This is a genomic window from Streptomyces sp. NPDC050759 (assembly GCF_044456945.1).
In the GTDB taxonomy this organism is placed as follows: Bacteria; Actinomycetota; Actinomycetes; order Streptomycetales; family Streptomycetaceae; genus Streptomyces.
On the sequence record NZ_JBITGI010000004.1, the window covers coordinates 135,213 to 151,701 of the forward strand.

The 16,489-nt window shown below is 71.1% G+C and carries 15 protein-coding genes; 5 read left to right on the forward strand and 10 right to left on the reverse strand.

Translation table 11 applies throughout. The features are described 5' to 3' along the window. Window positions 1–245 precede the first annotated feature (245 nt). Entirely contained in the window at window positions 246–1,589 is a 1,344-nt protein-coding gene (locus ACIBJB_RS14115; protein ID WP_398930093.1) for an amidase, read from the forward strand. A 9-nt stretch (window positions 1,590–1,598) separates the two neighbouring features. Here ACIBJB_RS14115 and ACIBJB_RS14120 read toward each other — a convergent pair whose 3' ends face one another. Both ACIBJB_RS14120 and ACIBJB_RS14125 read right to left on the reverse strand, forming a co-directional pair. After that, on the reverse strand, window positions 1,599–2,081 hold the full coding sequence (locus tag ACIBJB_RS14120; protein WP_398930095.1) for a GNAT family N-acetyltransferase: 483 nt from the start codon (window positions 2,079–2,081) through the stop codon (window positions 1,599–1,601). Between the two features lie 51 nt (window positions 2,082–2,132). Beyond that, window positions 2,133–2,306, reverse strand: a complete 174-nt coding sequence (locus ACIBJB_RS14125) for a hypothetical protein (RefSeq protein WP_356266732.1) — start codon at window positions 2,304–2,306, stop codon at window positions 2,133–2,135. Between the two features lie 479 nt (window positions 2,307–2,785). Between ACIBJB_RS14125 and ACIBJB_RS14130 the strand changes: the two genes are divergently transcribed. Both ACIBJB_RS14130 and ACIBJB_RS14135 read left to right on the forward strand, forming a co-directional pair. Further along, window positions 2,786–3,181, forward strand: coding sequence for a hypothetical protein (locus ACIBJB_RS14130; RefSeq protein ID WP_398930097.1), 396 nt, complete (start codon window positions 2,786–2,788; stop codon window positions 3,179–3,181). A 25-nt stretch (window positions 3,182–3,206) separates the two neighbouring features. Then, complete coding sequence (locus tag ACIBJB_RS14135; protein ID WP_398930099.1) at window positions 3,207–3,992, forward strand: SDR family oxidoreductase; 786 nt, start codon at window positions 3,207–3,209, stop codon at window positions 3,990–3,992. 5 nt (window positions 3,993–3,997) lie between these two features. Here the strand turns inward: ACIBJB_RS14135 and ACIBJB_RS14140 are convergent, their stop codons facing one another. From ACIBJB_RS14140 to ACIBJB_RS14155, 4 genes are all read right to left on the reverse strand, one after another. Further along, window positions 3,998–4,228, reverse strand: coding sequence for a hypothetical protein (locus ACIBJB_RS14140; RefSeq protein ID WP_398930101.1), 231 nt, complete (start codon window positions 4,226–4,228; stop codon window positions 3,998–4,000). Window positions 4,229–4,302: 74 nt separating this feature from the next. Beyond that, a complete protein-coding gene (locus ACIBJB_RS14145; RefSeq protein ID WP_398930103.1) occupies window positions 4,303–5,820 on the reverse strand; it encodes an SDR family NAD(P)-dependent oxidoreductase in 1,518 nt (505 codons plus the stop codon). Window positions 5,821–5,924: 104 nt separating this feature from the next. Further along, window positions 5,925–7,253, reverse strand: coding sequence for a wax ester/triacylglycerol synthase family O-acyltransferase (locus tag ACIBJB_RS14150; RefSeq protein ID WP_398930105.1), 1,329 nt, complete (start codon window positions 7,251–7,253; stop codon window positions 5,925–5,927). Between the two features lie 146 nt (window positions 7,254–7,399). Further along, the gene (locus ACIBJB_RS14155) at window positions 7,400–10,018 is read right to left on the reverse strand and encodes a PA14 domain-containing protein (RefSeq protein ID WP_398930107.1); all 2,619 of its coding nucleotides are present in this window, start codon (window positions 10,016–10,018) and stop codon (window positions 7,400–7,402) included. Between the two features lie 40 nt (window positions 10,019–10,058). Between ACIBJB_RS14155 and ACIBJB_RS14160 the strand changes: the two genes are divergently transcribed. Then, complete coding sequence (locus ACIBJB_RS14160) at window positions 10,059–10,562, forward strand: hypothetical protein (protein ID WP_398930109.1); 504 nt, start codon at window positions 10,059–10,061, stop codon at window positions 10,560–10,562. 20 nt (window positions 10,563–10,582) lie between these two features. Here ACIBJB_RS14160 and glgC read toward each other — a convergent pair whose 3' ends face one another. From glgC to ACIBJB_RS14175, 3 genes are read right to left on the reverse strand one after another with little or no spacing between them, the layout of a single operon-like run. Beyond that, window positions 10,583–11,803, reverse strand: coding sequence for a glucose-1-phosphate adenylyltransferase (gene glgC, locus ACIBJB_RS14165; RefSeq protein ID WP_398930111.1), 1,221 nt, complete (start codon window positions 11,801–11,803; stop codon window positions 10,583–10,585). 52 nt (window positions 11,804–11,855) lie between these two features. Next, entirely contained in the window at window positions 11,856–13,019 is a 1,164-nt protein-coding gene (gene glgA / locus ACIBJB_RS14170) for a glycogen synthase (RefSeq protein ID WP_398930113.1), read from the reverse strand. A 39-nt stretch (window positions 13,020–13,058) separates the two neighbouring features. Further along, window positions 13,059–13,802: an IucA/IucC family C-terminal-domain containing protein gene (locus ACIBJB_RS14175; protein WP_398930985.1), complete on the reverse strand. Its 744-nt coding sequence runs from the start codon at window positions 13,800–13,802 to the stop codon at window positions 13,059–13,061. 210 nt (window positions 13,803–14,012) lie between these two features. On the opposite strand from ACIBJB_RS14175, the gene ACIBJB_RS14180 reads away from it, so the two are divergent. Next, a complete protein-coding gene (locus ACIBJB_RS14180; RefSeq protein WP_398930115.1) occupies window positions 14,013–15,146 on the forward strand; it encodes a DMT family transporter in 1,134 nt (377 codons plus the stop codon). Here the strand turns inward: ACIBJB_RS14180 and ACIBJB_RS14185 are convergent. Further along, window positions 15,136–16,257, reverse strand: coding sequence for a transglycosylase family protein (locus tag ACIBJB_RS14185; protein ID WP_398930117.1), 1,122 nt, complete (start codon window positions 16,255–16,257; stop codon window positions 15,136–15,138). The genes ACIBJB_RS14180 and ACIBJB_RS14185 overlap by 11 nt on opposite strands. Window positions 16,258–16,489: the final 232 nt, after the last annotated feature.

The following is a 16,489-nucleotide window of genomic DNA, read 5'->3' on the forward strand; positions in this document are numbered from 1 at the left end:
GACTCCCTATTCATCGGATGGCTGATAATCGAGGGCACCGGTAGGGCTGTCAACGGGGCTCGATCAACCGAGAGTTGAGCAAGAGATCGGATGACCTGCGGGTCGGCGACACCGTAAGACCTCGCCCGTCATGAAAAGTCCAAGAAGACCGGTCCGAATGTCCAAGCGCGAGCGCTCTCGACGCGCCGCTCGCCTCCGGGCAGAGTTCTCCCTACGTACTCGCGAGTAGCCCCCGAGGAGCGCACGTGACCAGCTGGGTCGGCCGTACCGCCGCCGAGATCGCCGCCGCCGTCCGCGAGAAGCGGGCCACGCCCCGGGAGGTGGTGGCCGAGCACCTCGCCCGGATCGAGAAGCTCGACGGGCGGATCGGGGCGTTCCGGCTGGTGCGCGCCGAAGCGGCACTGGCGGAGGCCGACGAGGTGGGCTCCCGGGGCGACCTCGGCGAACTGCCGCTGGCCGGGGTGCCGGTGGCCGTCAAGGACAACCTCGCCGTGCGCGGCGAGACCAACCGCGTCGGCACCGCCGCGACTCCTGACACCCCCGCCGAGGCCGACCATGAGGTCGTGGCCCGGCTGCGGGCCGCGGGCGCGGTGGTCGTGGGACTGACGAACGTGCCGGAGCTGTGCGTCTTCGGCACCACGGAGGGCGTCCACGGCACCTCCCGCAACCCCTGGGACACCACGCGTACGGCGGGCGGCTCGTCCGGCGGCAGCGCGGCCGCGGTCGCCGCGGGCCTGGTCCCGATCGCCCTCGGCAACGACGGCATGGGCTCCCTGCGCATCCCGGCGGCCAACTGCGGGCTCGTCACGCTGAAGCCCGGTTCGGGGGTGGTCCCGGCCGGCATCAGCGACGGCGACTGGTTCGGCATGTCCGAAAACGGTCCGCTGGCGACCACGGTCGAGGATGCCCGCCTGCTTCTTTCGGTCATCGCCGGCACCGAGTTCGTACGACGGGACACGCCCGCCACGCTCGATGTCGCCGTGTCCCTGCGCAGCCCGCTCGCCGGGGTCACGGTCAGCGCGCCGTATACGAACGCCGTCCGGGAGGCGGCCGGGCTGCTGATCAAGGCGGGGCATCAGGTGCGGCGCGCCGACCCGCCGTACCCGCTCTCGCTGGGCGTCACCTCGCTGGCCACCTGGACGGCGGGCACCTCGGTGGACGCGGCGGGGCTTGATCCGCGGCTGCTGGCCCGGCGCACCCGGGTGCACGCGGCGATCGGCCGGCGCTTCGTCAAGACCGTACGGACGGGCAGGGCCCGGCAGGAACTGCGCGAGCGTCTGGAGCCGTTCTTCGCCGAGCACGACGTGCTGCTGCTTCCGGCGCTGGCCCGCCGCTCCCCCAAGGCCGAGGCCTGGCACGAGCGGGGCTGGCTGCGCAACGTCCTCGTCAACACCAACTACTCGCCGCTCACCCCACCGTGGAACCTCACCGGCTGGCCGGCGATGTCGGTTCCGCTCGGCACGCTGCCCTCGGGCGCCCCCACCGCCGTACAACTGGTGGCCCGGCCCGGGTCGGAGACGGTGCTGCTGGAGGTCGCGGAGGAGCTGGAGCGGCGGCAGCCGTGGACGCGGACGGCGCCGCTCGACTGAACACCGGTCCTAGAGCGCCCTGTACATGATGTGCAGTCCGACCCGTCCGTGCCGGGGGTGTGCGAAGGCGTCCGGCACGGTGCCGAGGATCGTGAAGCCGAGTGAGGTCCACAGCCGCACGGCCGGGTTGGTCTCGACGACGGCGTTGAACACCATCCCCCGGTAGCCCTCGGCCGCGGCGGCGGCCAGGATGTGCTCGGCCAGGGCGCGGCCGTAACCGCGGCCGCCCTGGTCGGGGTCGACCATGAAACCGGCGTTGGCGATGTGGGCGGCGGGACCGCCGTAGTTGGGGGTGACGTAGGCCGAGGCGACGACAGCGCCGCTCTCGTCCTCGACGACGTAGACGCGCTTGGCCGGGTGCGTCCACAGGGCGCGCGCTGCTTCTTCGGGAGTGTCGGGGTCCCAGGCGTAGGTCTCGCCCGCGGCCACGATCCGGTGCCAGAAAGGCCAGATCCGCGGCCAGTCGTCGGCCGCGGCTTCTCTGATCAGCATGGGCGTGAGTCTCGCACGCCCATGCCGTCGGCGATCGCGAAGGTCCTGCGGTCAGTCCACGCTGGGCAGGATGTGGGGCTCGGCGAGGTCGTCCTCGTAGCCCGCGAGACGGATGGGGGCGGAGCGCGCCCACACGTCGAGACTGCCGATGTCTGCGGGCCGTCGGCCCGCGCGCTCCGGGCGTTCCTTGGGGCGCTGTTCGCGATTCGTCTTCTCCGGTGTCACCGCGCACTCCTTATGTGTCGGGCTCACCCTCGGGACGTACCTGCGCAACCTACGGTCGGTGCCTGGACGTCCGCTCGGGTCTGGGTCGAGATCGGGTTCGGACGCGGTGGCGCCGGCAACTCGGGTGAGAGCAGGCCGTGGTGACCGGCTTGTCCCGGGACGGACTGTGGGTGTGGGTGGGACCCCGTACTGCCGTCCGTCGGCTACAGATTAACCAGATGAGCAGAGGTCCGCTCGATAGGGGCTGAAAACAAGGCGTAACCATTACGAGTCACCTAAGGTCTTTCGGCCATGTTCTGGGCATGTTTGTCACTCCATGCACGGTTTGGGAGTCACTCGACCGGCCTACACGACCGCGCGCGCCTTCGACGGTCCGGAGCCACGCAGTTCAGGTCCCGTTGGCCGAATCGCAAACCACCCATGATCTGCTGACGTGCGGCAACGGCTTGTCCCGCGGGTGGACTCGGGAGGACTGACGCATGGAGCTGCGCAGTGTCGAGGAGCTGATGGATCTGCTGTACGCCTGTCGGCACCAGCAGGCGTTGCGGACCGCCGCCCTGCTGCGCCGCAGCCGCCCCGCCGACAAGGAACTCCAGGTGGCGGGGCTGGTGCGGGACATCGGGCAGCTGCTGTCCCCCGCCGACGGCAGCGCCCGGGCCGAACGCGCGGCGGCGGCGGTACGCCCCCTGCTCGGCGAGCGCGTCGCCCACCTGGTCCGCCACCACGGCCCGACGTCCGACGACGACCTGGCGCGCCTGCGTGAGGCGGACGAGGAGAGCCGGGCCGTCGTCTTCGACGCCGGCGTCCTGGAGGACTGGCGCACCCTGCTGGAGCTGGTCGCGGCACGCAACTCCCGTCTCGGGGCTGTCGACTGACGACCCGTCATGAGACGGTACGACGATGACGCCTGGACTGCACGGCAGGGCCGCCCTGGTCACCGGGGCCACGCGCGGCATCGGAGCGGCCGTAGCCCGCCAGCTGGCCGACGCCGGGGCGCGGGTGTGTGTGACGGCCAGGGACGCGGAAGAGGTCCGGCGGATCGCCGAACAGCTCGGCGGTATCGGCCTTGCGGGGAGCGTCGCTGACCCGGAGCACGCACGGGCGGCCGTGGATCTTGTTCTCGGCGCGTTCGGCCGGATCGACATCCTCGTCAACAACGCGGCGACGAATCAGCCGTACGGCCCCCTCATGGAGGTGGATCCCCAGGAGTGGCGGGAGGCCTTCACCGTCAATGTCGAGGCACCGCTGCGGCTGGTGCAGGCCGCGTGGCGGGGGTGGATGCGGGAGCACGGCGGGTCGGTGGTCAACGTCTGCACGGAGGGCGCCGGACACGTGGGCCCGAACGTCGGCGCGTACGGCACCAGCAAGGCGGCGCTGCTCCATCTCACCCGGCAGCTGGCGGGCGAGCTGGCTCCCCGGGTGCGGGTCAACTCCGTCTCCCCCGGTCTCGTACGGACGGAGATGGCGCGGTTCGTGTGGGAGAAGGGCCCCGTCGAGCTGCCGTTGGGGCGGATCGGTGAGCCCGAGGACATCGCGCGGGCGGTGGTGTGGCTCGCGTCCGACGCGGCCGAGTGGGTCACCGGGGCGGATCTGCTGGTGGACGGGGGTACACGGGTGCGGGCGGCGCACCCGGGCGGGTACGCCGTCCATGACCGGCTGCGGTCGCATGCCCCGCCGCCCTCATGACGGCGTCACGGGAACAGGGCGATGCCCATGAGGACGATCAGGCCCGCGAAGACGACGAACGCGATCATGCCCCAGCTCCAGGGGTGCCTCATCGGGTCGGAGGGGCCGCCGCGGGGCCGGTCCTCCGGGAGCTCGTGCTGGGCCGGACGGTCGCTCGCGTAGAACTCCTCGTCCGTCGGGTAGCGGTTGCGCGGATCATTGAAGGCGCGCGGATCGATGCTGTGTGGACGTGCCATGACAACTCCTGGCAGGGAACCTTCCGGGCTCCGGGTTCCCCGTCGTCGGCGGCCCACACGTCAGGGCCGCGGGCTCACCACTTGCCGGGCGCGTAGTCCTTCAGGAAGACCCCGTACACGTCCTGGCCGTCCTCGCCGCGCACGATCGGGTCGTAGACGCGGGCCGCGCCGTCGACCAGGTCGAGGGGGGCGTGGAAGCCCTCCTCGGCGAGGCGGAGCTTGTCGTAGTGGGGGCGTTCGTCGGTGATCCAGCCGGTGTCGACCGAGGTCATGAGGATGCCGTCGGTCTGGAACATCTCCTGGGCGCTGGTCCGCGTGACCATGTTCATCGCGGCCTTGGCGGCGTTGGTGTTGGGGTGGCCCGCGCCCTTGTAACCGCGGCCGAAGACGCCCTCCATCGCCGAGACGTTCACCACGTAGGCGCGTCCGCTCCCGGCCTTCTTCGCGGCGTCGGCCATGGCCGGGCGCAGCGCGCTGATCAGGATGAACGGTGCCGTGTAGTTGCACAGCTGGGTTTCGAGCAGCTCCACCGGGGAGATCTGCTCGATCGTCTGGACCCAGGTGTTGCTGTCGACGACGTCGGGGACGAGGCCGCCCGCGTCGATGGCGGTGCCGTCCAGGTGCCGGGCCACGCTGGCGTTGCCGGCGACCAGGGCGAGGTCGGCGATCTGCTGCGCGTCGAGGCCGGAGATCCCCGCGGGCAGGGAGGCGAGTCCGTCGACCGCGCCGGAGCCGAAGGCACCGATGACGTGGTGGGCGGGGAGCTCACCGGCGGGCAGCGGGGCGCTCTCGCCGTCGACCAGGGCGGCGTAGGCGGAGGGCAGCCGCCGTACGGTCTGTGTCGCGTTGTTGACGAGGATGTCGAGCGGGCCCGCCTCGGTGACCTGCTCGGCGAGGGCCACGGCCTGGGCCGGGTCGCGCAGGTCGATGCCGACGACCTCCAGGCGGTGGATCCAGTCCCCGGAGTCGTCCATGGCCTTGAAACGGCGGATGGCGTCCTTGGGGAAGCGCGTGGTGATGGTGGTGTGCGCGCCGTCGCGCAGCAGCCGCAGCGCGATGTACATGCCGATCTTGGCGCGGCCGCCGGTGAGCAGGGCGCGCTTGCCGGTGAGGTCGGCGCGGACGTCGCGCTTGGCGCGGTTCAGGGCGGCGCAGTCCGGACAGAGCTGGTGGTAGAAGTAGTCGACCTCGACGTACCGGGTCTTGCAGGTGTAGCAGGAGCGCGGGCGCTGGAGTATCCCCGCGACCCGGCCCTCCTCGGTGACCGACGACGGCAGGATGCCCTCGGTCTCGTCGTCGATGCGCTGGGCGGAGCCGGTCGCCGTGGCCTCCGTGACCGCCTTGTCGTGGGCGGTCTTGGCGGCCCGGCGCTCCTGCCGGCGGCGCTGCTTCACGGTGCGGTAGATCCCGGCGGTGGCCCGGCGCACGGCGATCGCGTCGGGGTGGTCGACCTCCAGCTTGTCGAGCTCGTCGAGCACGCCGAGGCAGACGGCCAGCCGCTCCGGGTCGATGCCGGGGCCGTGCACGACCTCGTCACCGGGCTCGCGCACGACCTCGTCCATGGTCGCCGAGCCGTCCTCTGTCACCGTCATCGCGCTGCCGTTTCCCTGGTCACCCGAGCGGCGCGTGGGTCGCGTCCGCTTGCCGAACGCGGAATTTTACTTCAGCCCCGGGCCTGACCCGCAATCCGGAACGATCAAGGACCGCAGGCGGCCAGCAGTTCCTTCACCTCCTCGGACAGCGCCCGGGCGAGGACGTCCAGGTCAGGCACGGCTTCGGCGTCCGCCACGAGGCCGTAGTGGACCTGTCCCCGGTACGTCGAGATCGCGACCGCGAGGGACTGGCCGCGGGCGAGCGGGGCGAAGGGGTAGACCTCGGTGACCAGGTTGCCGCCGAGCTTCAGGCCGATGCCGGGCAGCGGGACGCTGGTGACGAGGATGTCGAACCAGAGCCGGGCGCTCTGGCCGGCCAGGGGCCCGCCGAGGCGGTGGCCGAGGGCCGGGACGTGGTCGGCGAGCAGGGCGACGGCGCCCGCGCCGCGGTTGGGGCCGGCGTCCTTGTTGCGGTCCATGGCCGTACGGACCGTGTCCAGGCGGCCCAGCGGGTCGGGGTCGTCGACCGGAAGCCGCATCAGGTACCCGGAGAGCCGGTTGCCCTGCGGGTGCGCGGTGCGCGGACGGCGCTTGGAGACGGGGATCAGGGCGCGGGGCGCCACGCCCGCGCTGCCGTCCCCCCGCTCGTCCAGCCAGCGGCGCAGCGCGCCCGCGACGACGGCGATCAGGACGTCGTTGACGGTGCCGCCCCGGGTCTTGCGGACGTGGTGCACGTCGTCGAGGTCGACGACGACTCCGGCGGTGCGGCGGGTGCCGCTCGGCTCGGAGACGAGGGCGGCCGAGGAGCGCACGCCCACGCGGGACAGGGCGACGGATGCGCCGATGTCGAGGGCGCGGCCCAGGTCGGAGGCGGCGGACCGGAGGAGCCCGGGCAGCTTGCGCACATCCGGGAGCAAGGGCTTCGCGGGCTCCGCCGGGCGCGGCTTGCGCACGGGCAGGTCCATCGGGTCCAGGACGGCGGCGGCGAGCGTCAGGGCCCGCAGTCCGTCGGCCAGGGCGTGGTGGAACTTGAAGAGCACGGCGAAGGAGACACCGTCCTCCCCGGGCAGCACATGCGCCTCCCATGGCGGCCGTTCACGGTCGAGCGGCCGCTGCATGAGCCGGCCGGCCTCGGTGTGGAAGTCCGCGGTCGGGGCGTGCAGCAGGACGTGGCGGAGCGGGTCGAAGTCCGGGTCGGGCACGCGGGCGGCGCCCCCGAAGGCGTACGGGAAGCCGAGCGGCCACACGTCCCGGATCCGCATCCTGAGTCCGGGCACGGCGGCGGCCCGGCCGGCGAGCAGATCGGCCGCGTGCGCCCCGGCGGTGGGCGAGTGTGCCGCGAAGACGCCGAGCGCTCCCAGGTGCATCGGATGCTCGGCGGATTCCATGTTCCAGAACGCCAGGTCGAGAGGGGCGAGCAGGTCAGAAGTCAATGGCTTGCCTCGCGTCCGACAACGGGTGGGCCAGCAGTCAATCGCCCTCCGGCGATTACGGTCAAGTACGATCAAGCTACGCACAGTTAACAACAGATTAAGTCCCGCCCCCAGTGAAAGGGGCGGGACACATGGGGCGAATGTAATCATCCGCCGGTTGACACACACCCTGCCGGACTCGCCCGGGACGCGTCCCGGATCAGGGCCTGGTGCGCGGCCCTGACCCGCTCGACGTCCGGTTTGAGGATCTTGCGGTCGTAGGTGAGCAGCCCGTTCAGCTCACCCTCGACGTCCGAGATCTGGGTGTAGACGGCTCCGTTGCCGCCCCTGCAGGCCAGGGCCCGCACCTCGTCGAGCCTGGCCAGATAGTCGTCGGTGTAGGTCGCCGGATCGACGTCGACGTACGACTGCTGGACGGACCAGGCGTGCCCGGGAACCGCGAGGCCCAGGCCACCGTACTCACCGCTGACCAGGGCGCGCCTGCCGTCCGGGTGGGGTGGCAGGGCGGGACTGGGATATCCGTGCTCGTCCATGATGTCGCCGGCGTTGCCGTCGGCGCCGAGGTTGAGACCCGACTGGTTGTTGACCAGGCGGGTCGGGTCCCAGGCCTTGGCCTGTTCGGCGATCCGGCCGATGTCGTACTGCCCCCAGCCCTCGTTGAAGGTCACCCACATGACGACCGACGGACTGCTGATGTGCTCGTCGATCATCTGCTTCATCTCGCGCTCGTACTCCGCGCGGGCGGCGGGAGCGGGATTCACCCCCGCGGTCATCGCGGGCATGTCCTGCCACACCATCAGACCCAGCCGGTCGGCCCAGTAGAACCAGCGGTCGGGCTCGACCTTGATGTGCTTGCGCACGGCGTTGAAGCCGAGCTTCTTGTGCGTCTTCAGGTCGTATGCCAGGGCTTCATCGGTGGGCGCGGTGTGCAGGCCGTCGGGCCAGAAGCCCTGGTCGAGGGTGGCCATCATGAAGACGGGCTCGCCGTTGAGGACCGTGCGCGGGGTGCCGTTCACGTTCTCGACGGCGATGGAGCGCATCCCGAAGTAGCTGCCGACGCGGTCGTCGCCGACGGTCACCTTCAGGCCGTAGAGGAACGGATCGTCCGGCGACCACAGGCGCGGGTTCTCGATGGTCAGTGTCAGCGGTCCCCCGGTGCGCCCGCGGGCCGTCGCGACCTTCCGCTTTCCGTCGTACGCCGTCGCCGTGATCGGTACGCCGTCCCGGACACCCTGTGCGTCGACCGTCAGCCGGTCGGCGGAGACGTCGGGGGTCAGTTTGAGGGAGCCGATGTGGTCGCGGGCGACCGGTTCCATCCAGACGGTCTGCCAGATCCCGGAGGACGGGGTGTACCAGATGCCGCTCGGGTCGAGGCGCTGCTTGCCGAGGGGCGGGTTCTCGCCGTCGACCGCGTCGGTGGGGTCGTACACGCCGACGATCAGTTCCTGGGTGCGGCCGGGCTTCAGCGCGTCCGTGATGTCGGCGCCGAACTTGTCGTAGCCGCCGGTGTGTTCGGCGACCCTGGTCCCGTTGACGTACACCTCGGACCGCCAGTCGACCGCCCCGAAGTTGAGCTGGAGACGCTTGCCGGAGCCGATGTGCCAGTCGGCCGGGACGGTGAAGGTACGGCGGTACCACATGCGGTCCTCGTGCCGTTCCAGGCCGGAGAGCTGTGACTCCACGGGGTACGGGACGAGGATGCGCTCGGCCAGGTTCCTGCCCACCGGCGGCTGTTCACCCGCCTCGGCGGCGGCGAACTGCCAGCGGCCGTTGAGGTTTTGCCACGCCTCGCGGGTCAACTGCGGCCGCGGGTACTCGGGATGGGCGTTGTCCGGGCCCACCTCGTCGGCCCACTTCGTGCGCAGTTCGTACGTCGAGCGGTTGGGCCCGCTGCTCCAGAACGCGCCGACAACGTTGCCGTCGGCACTGGTGAGCCCGCCTTCACCGTCGTAGCGGAGGTCGGCGGTGCCGCGCGCGGTACCGGTCCTGTTGCCCACGACGGGTTCGGCGAGGGTGACGAGCAGGACACGAGGGTCTGCAGTGTCCAACTTCGTGGTGCCCAAGGGCCACTTGGCGCCGCCGATCACCGCCTGAAGGTGGTCGGTGAGTGCGGCCGGAGGGGCGGCGAGGGGCTGGGCGAAGTCGAGCTTCAGGGTGCGGCCGGTGCCGAGGACGGTGGTCGCGACCGGACCGTCGTAGTCGTAGCCCGCGGGCAGCCGGAACGCCGACTGCGGGACGGCCTCCTTGGTCCCGCCGGGCTGGACCCAGCGCAGGTGGAGGTTGGAGCCGCCGTAGTGCTCGAAGTACTCGACCTTGACGTCGTAGGACTCGCCGGCGGTCAACTCGACGGGCTGCGCGGTCTGTTCGCGGTCCCAGTCGTCGACCCAGTGGTCGATGAGGAGCTGCCCGCCGATCCAGAGGCGGAAGCCGTTGTCGCCGATGACCGAGAAGGTGTGCGGTCCGGAGGCCGTCGGCACCAGCCTGCCGGTCCAGCGGACGCTGACGTCGTCCGAACGGCCGGTCGCGGCGGCCAGCCGGGGCTCCAGGTTGTCGAAGTCGAGGTTCGGGTCGAAGGTGGTCGCCTTGAGCTCGTGGAAGTCGAAGGCGCCGGGGGCGGACTGCGTGTAGTACTCGCCCTTGAGACCACGGGCCTCGACGGGATCGTCGGCCAGGGCGGGGGCCGCGGTCAGACCGGCGAGACCGAGAAGGGCGGCGAACAGTAACGCCAGCCGGGCTCTGAGACGTGTGAGGTGCCTGCTGTGCACGGAAGCCTCCATAACAACGTTGTCATGGGCAGGAAGTGGCATGACAACACGGATTCCGGCTTCCGTCCAGGGACATGACAAGTCTGCCGCGCATGCCGTCGACGCGATGCGCGCGGACAATGGCAGAAGGATCCTCCCCTGCCGGAAGAAGGCGATGGAGATGCCGAAGGTCTCCCGCGACACGGCCACCCAGGGCGGCGACTACGGGGCGGTCGTCGACCGCTCCGAGGAGTTCGGCGAATACACGGTCGACTTCCTGACGTTCCGCGAGGACGTCGACCACCGGCCGCTGCTCAAGGGACTCCCCGACGACCGCTGCCAGTGCCCGCACTGGGGCTACGTCTTCAGGGGCGAACTCACCTTCCACTACGCCGACCACGACGAGGTGTACCACGAGGGCGACGCGTTCTACGCCCCCGCGGGGCACGTGCCCGTCCACACCGAGCCGGGCAGCGAGTACCTCCAGATCAGCCCCTCGGACGAGCTGCGCCGAACCAGCGAGGTGATCATGAAGAACTTCGCCGCCCAGCGGCCCGACGACTGAAGGACTGACCCCACCGCCGGTCAGGACACCAGCTGTCCCTTCCCCAGCGCGATCACCCCGCCCTTGGACACGGTGTACAACTCTGCGTCCCGCTCAGGGTTCACGCCGATCGTCGCGCCCGGCGGAACCTCGACGTTCTTGTCGAGGACGGCGCCGCGGACCACCGCGCCCCGCCCGATCTTGACGTTGTCGTGCAGCACCGAGCCCTGGACCACGGCCCCCGGATCGACCAGGACACCGGGCGAGAGCACGGACCGGGTGACCTGGCCCCGGATCAGGCAGCCCGCGCTGATGATGGACTCGCTGGCGATGCCGCCGGCGTTGAAGCGGGCCGGGGAGAGCTGGCCGGAGTGGGTGTAGATGGGCCACTGCCGGTTGTAGAGGTTGAACGCGGGGCGCTCGGCGATCAGGTCCATGTGGGCGTCGTAGTAGGCGTCCAGGGTGCCGACGTCCCGCCAGTAGCCCTGGTCACGGGTGGTCTCACCCGGTACGTGGTTGGCGCTGAAGTCGTAGAGCTGGGCCTCGCCGCGCTCGGTGAGCTGCGGCAGGATCGAGCCGCCCATGTCGTGCACGGAGTGCTCGTCCTCGGAGTCCCGCTGGAGCGCCTCGATCAGGGCCTTGGTGGTGAAGATGTAGTTGCCCATCGAGGCGAACACGCTCTCCGGGTCGTCCGCCAGCCCCGGCGGGTCGGCGGGCTTCTCCAGGAAGCTGTCCACCGTGAGGCCGTCCGAGCCCGGGGCGATCACCCCGAACGAGGGGGACTCGGAGCGCGGGACGCGGATCCCGGCCACCGTGACGCCCGCGCCGGACTCGATGTGCTGGGCGAGCATCTGGCGCGGGTCCATGCGGTACACGTGGTCGGCACCGAAGACCGCGACGTACTCGGGGCGCTCGTCGTAGAGCAGGTTCAGGGACTGCAGGATCGCGTCCGCGCTGCCCAGGTACCAGCGCGGTCCGAGGCGCTGCTGGGCCGGCACCGGCGTGATGTAGTTGCCGAGCAGGCTCGACATCCGCCAGGTGGTCGTGATGTGCCGGTCCAGCGAGTGCGACTTGTACTGCGTGAGCACGCAGATGCGCAGGATGTCGCCGTTGACGAGGTTGGACAGGACGAAGTCGACCAGACGGTACGTCCCTCCGAAGGTGACCGCCGGTTTGGCGCGGTCCGTGGTCAAGGGCATCAGGCGTTTGCCTTCTCCACCCGCGAGTACGATGCCGAGCACCGAAGGTCCGCCACGACGCATGGCCGCTCTCCTCACCCTGGTTTGACCCATCACTGCCCTTGCGAGGGGCCTACTACGCCTGTTTGAGGATCTCCTCGTAGAGCCGGACCGTGCGCCGCGCGACGGCGTCCCAGCCGAACTCGCCCACCGCGCGCTCACGTCCCGCCTCGCCCATCCGCCGCGCGGCCTCCGGATCGCCGATCACGGAGTCGAGTGCCCTGGCGAGGGCCGTTTCGAACTCGTCGTCCACGGTGACGAGCAGGCCGGTCCTGCCGTCGTCCACGACCTCCGGGATACCGCCGACCCGTGAGGCCACCACCGGGGTCCCGCAGGCCATCGCCTCCAGGTTGACGATGCCGAGGGGTTCGTACACCGAGGGGCAGACGAAGACGGCAGCGTGGGTCAGGAGCTGGATCACCTCGGGGCGCGGCAGCATCTGCGGGATCCAGTGGACGCCCTCGCGGACCCGGCTCAGCTCCTCGAAGAGCTCGCGGAACTCCCGGTCGATCTCGGGGGTGTCCGGCGCGCCCGCGCACAGCACGACCTGCGCGGCCGGATCGATGTCCCGGACCGCGCGCATCAGATGCGGCACGCCCTTCTGGCGGGTGATACGGCCGACGAACAGCACGAACGGGCGATCACGGTCCAGTCCGATCCGGTCCAGCACGTCGGTGCCGTGGTCGGGCCGGTACAGGGCGGTGTCGATGCCGTTGTGCACGATGTGGACCTTGGCCGGATCCAGCGCCGGGTAGCAGCCGAGGATGTCCTCGCGCATGGCTCCCGACACGGCGATCACCGCGTCGGCGGTCTCGATCGCGGTGCGCTCGGCCCAGCTGGAGAGGGCGTATCCGCCACCGAGCTGCTCGGCCTTCCAGGGGCGCAGCGGTTCCAGGGAGTGGGCGGTCATCACGTGCGGGACGCCGTACAGCAGCTTGCCGAGGTGGCCGGCGAGGTTGGCGTACCAGGTGTGCGAGTGCACCAGCTCACGGCCTTCGAGACCCGCGGCCATGGACAGGTCCACGGAGAAGGTGCGCAGCGCGTCGTTGGCGGTGTCGAGCGCGGACCAGGGCCGGTGCCGGATCACGCCCGCCGCTCTCTCCTTGACGGACACCTCGCCCCAGCAGTGCACGTCCAGGTCGACGAGGGACCTCAACTCCCGGGCGAGGAACTCGACATGGACACCGGCACCGCCGTACACATCCGGCGGGTACTCCCGGGTCAGCAGGCCCACACGCACCCGGAACCCCCTGTCTCAGCGACGGCTTGGCTTTCATGGTCACCCAGATGCGCCGCGCGGGGAAGGGCGCGGGGCTCGTGTGAAGCAACAGTCACCACATACGCCACCCTCCGGCAACCGGTAGTACAGGCAGCAGCTGCGACGCCGGAGGGTGGTCCTTTCGAGCGTGCCGGCCAGCGGCGGACGGGCGAGGAGTTCGGTAGCGAGGTCGCGGGCGCGGGCGGAGAGGTCCGGACGGTGGCCCAGCTGACGGGCGGCGCCCGCGAGGGCCGAGGCGGCGTTGCCCCACAGCAGTCCGGTGGCGAGCCGGTACTCGGCGTGCAGTGCCGCCGTGAGCGGTTCGAGGTGGCCGTGCAGGACGACGTCGACGAGGGTCCCGGCATCGCCCGGCAGCGGCTCGACGGCATCCAGCCACAGGTCGTCGGGGGCGCTCGCGTCGGGGTCCCAGTGCAGCCGCCGCGGCGACAGGTCGGGGATCCGGCCGTACAGGGCCGCGCAGCCGAGCGCGACCGACCACAGCCGGGCCGCGAGGCCCTGCTGGGCGATGGAGGCCGCGATCCGGGGTTCGGGGGCGCGCAGGGCCCCGGCCACCTTACGGACACGAAAAGTCAGGGTATTTCCGTAAACTTCCGACGCCTGGTGCTCGTAGACTTGTGCGAGGGTCGGCAGGGCCGGGTGCGCTGTCCCGGGAGTGCCGCCGATCGTCCGTAGTACGAAGAAGGCGCCGAGCGGTCGGAGCGCCGCGAGATCTGGGTCCAGGTCCACGACCAGCAGTAGTACCAGGGCCCGTAGGGGTACCCCGCAGGGGGCCTCCACCCCGTGTCACCCGCCTTGGGGAGGACACGGACCGTTTTGTACTCCATCGGCAGTAGGACCCATTGCCTGCTCAGGTACGACGACGGGAAGAACTTTTCCCGGCATCGTGTTGGTCATGGAAGACGATCGTTCGTCGCGCCGGGCAGCCAGCCCCCGCCTCACGCAGAGGAGCAGCTCATGAGTGCCCTCGCGTTGTCCGTGCTCCTCTCCCTCGTCTCCGCCGTCGCCTACGCGGGCGGAGCGATCGTGCAGGAGCAGGTCGCGGTGTCGCACCCGGACGAGCAGTACGCGCCGCTGCGCCGGCCGAGCTGGTGGGCGGCGGTCGCGCTGAACGGCCTCGGTGGACTGCTGCACGTGGTGGCGCTCGCCTACGGCCCCCTCAGCCTGGTCCAGCCGCTGGGCGCCCTGACGATCGTGTTCGCGCTGCCGATGGCCGCGCTGTTCGTCGGCCGCAGGGCCGGGGCCACCGCCTGGCGGGGCGCGATCATGGCGACGGTGGGTCTGGCCGGTCTGCTCTCCCTGGTCGGCGCGTCCGACGCACAGTCCCTCAGCACCGCCCAGCGGGTGTTCGCCGGTCTGGTGACGGCCGCCGCGGTGGTCGCGCTGATGATCGCGGGACGGGCCGCGCACCGGCACCCGGTGGTGCGCAGCGTGCTGCTCGCGACCGCGTCCGGCATAGCGTTCGGTATGTCCTCGGTGTTCACCAAGACGGTCGCCGTCGACTGGAGCGGTGGCGTGTCGGCGGCGGACCTGCCCTCGCTGGCCGCGATCGGCGTCCTGGCGACGACCGGGCTGATGCTGTCGCAGGCCTCCTACCGCGGCGCCGGTCTCGCGGCCCCGCTGGCGACGCTGACGGTCGTGAACCCGGTGGTGGCGGCGGCGGTCGGCATCACAATGTTCGGAGAAACCTTCCGCTACGGCACCACGGGCACCGCGCTCGCCCTGAGCTGCGGTGTGGTGGCGGCCGGCGGCCTGATCCTGCTGACGACGGAGCGGATCCAGCGCAGCCACGTGGAGCCGTCGGCGACCCCGGCCCCCGACCGCGGGGACGTGTTCGTCCCGGCACCCGCCGAGGAACCGGCCGATGCTCTCGTGCGCGAGGGCGTGCTCGTCGAGCAGGTCGCCGCCCTGCGCGAGGAGTTGCTGGTGCCGGCCCCCGCGGCGCCCGAGACGCCTGCGCCGAGGGACGGCTCGTCCGAACAGCTCCCGGACCCGGGCGGCGAGCCCCCGGCGTACTACGGCCCGTTCTACGGCGCCGCGTACATCCCGGTGCCGGTCCTGGACCGGCACCGCACCCGCGTCAAATCCTGATGCCGCCGGCCCTGAGATACGCCACCGGGTCGATGTCGGAACCGAAGCCGGGCCCCGTCCGCACCTCGAAGTGCAGATGCGGGCCCGAGCTGTTGCCCGTGGAGCCCGAACGGCCGATGCGCTGCCCGCCGCCCACGCTCTGCCCGGACTTCACGGAGATCGCGGACAGGTGGGCGTACTGCGTGTAACGGCCGTCGGCGTGCCGGATCACCACCTGGTAGCCGAAGGAGCCTCCCCACCCCGAGGTGACGACCTTCCCGGCCGCGACCGCCTTCACGGACGTCCCCGTGGGCACCGCGAAGTCGACGCCGGTGTGGTAGCCCTTCGACCAGGCGGAGCCCGCCTTGCGGTAGGGCGTGCCGAGGGAGGCGTTCACGGGGGCGACCAGGCCGGTGTCCGCGGCCTTCTCGGTCTTCTCCGCGGTGTCGGAGGAGGTCTTCCTCGTCGAGGTCCGGTCGGCGGTGGTGGTCGTTCCGGCGGTGGCGCGCACCTTGAGCCGCTGCCCGGGCAGGATCAGGTCGGGGTCGTCACCGATGGTCCTCCGGTTGGCGGCGTACAGCCCCCGCCAGCCGCCCCGGACCTTCCGGGCGTCGGCGATCCGGGAGAGCGAGTCGCCGCGGACCACGGTGTACATCTCGGCGGACCCGGCCCGCGACTGCGGGGTGGTCTGCGGCTGTACGTCCGCTACGGAGACCGTCTTCCCGGTGCGGGGCCGGTCGTCCGGGGCGGAGCCCTCGCGGGTGAGCCCGGCCCGCACCGAGCACGCCGGCCAGGCGCCCGGTCCCTGTCCGTCCAGCACCTTCTCCGCCACGGCGATCTGCTGGTCCCTGGTGGCCAGATCCGCCCGTGCCGCGTACCGGGTGCCGCCGTAGGCCTCCCAGGTGGACCGGGTGAACTGGAGCCCGCCGTAGTAGCCGTTGCCGGTGTTGATGCTCCAGTTGCTGCTGGACTCGCACGCGGCGACCTTGTTCCACGTGTCCACGTCGGCCGCGTGGGCGGTGCCGGTGCCGATGAGCGGGACCGCGATGCCGACGCCGCCCGCGGTGACGGTGAGCGAGGCGCGGTTGATCCTGTTCGGCTGATACCGGCGGTGCCGGCCGCGTACGGCCATGGAGGCCTCCCCCTACAACATGCGTCAGGAGGGGCAAAAGTAAGCGCCGCGAACAGGCCATGACAAGACGGCAACCAGCCGCGTAGGGGCGCGCGTCGGACCGGCGTCTCCCGCTGAACGCAACGAGGCGCCCGAACCGTATCCCTGGTGTGCGGACAGTCCTCCGACAGGCCAGGATGACCGGTGGACGATACTGACAAGCACGACTTGCAGCAGCGATACATGACCTACG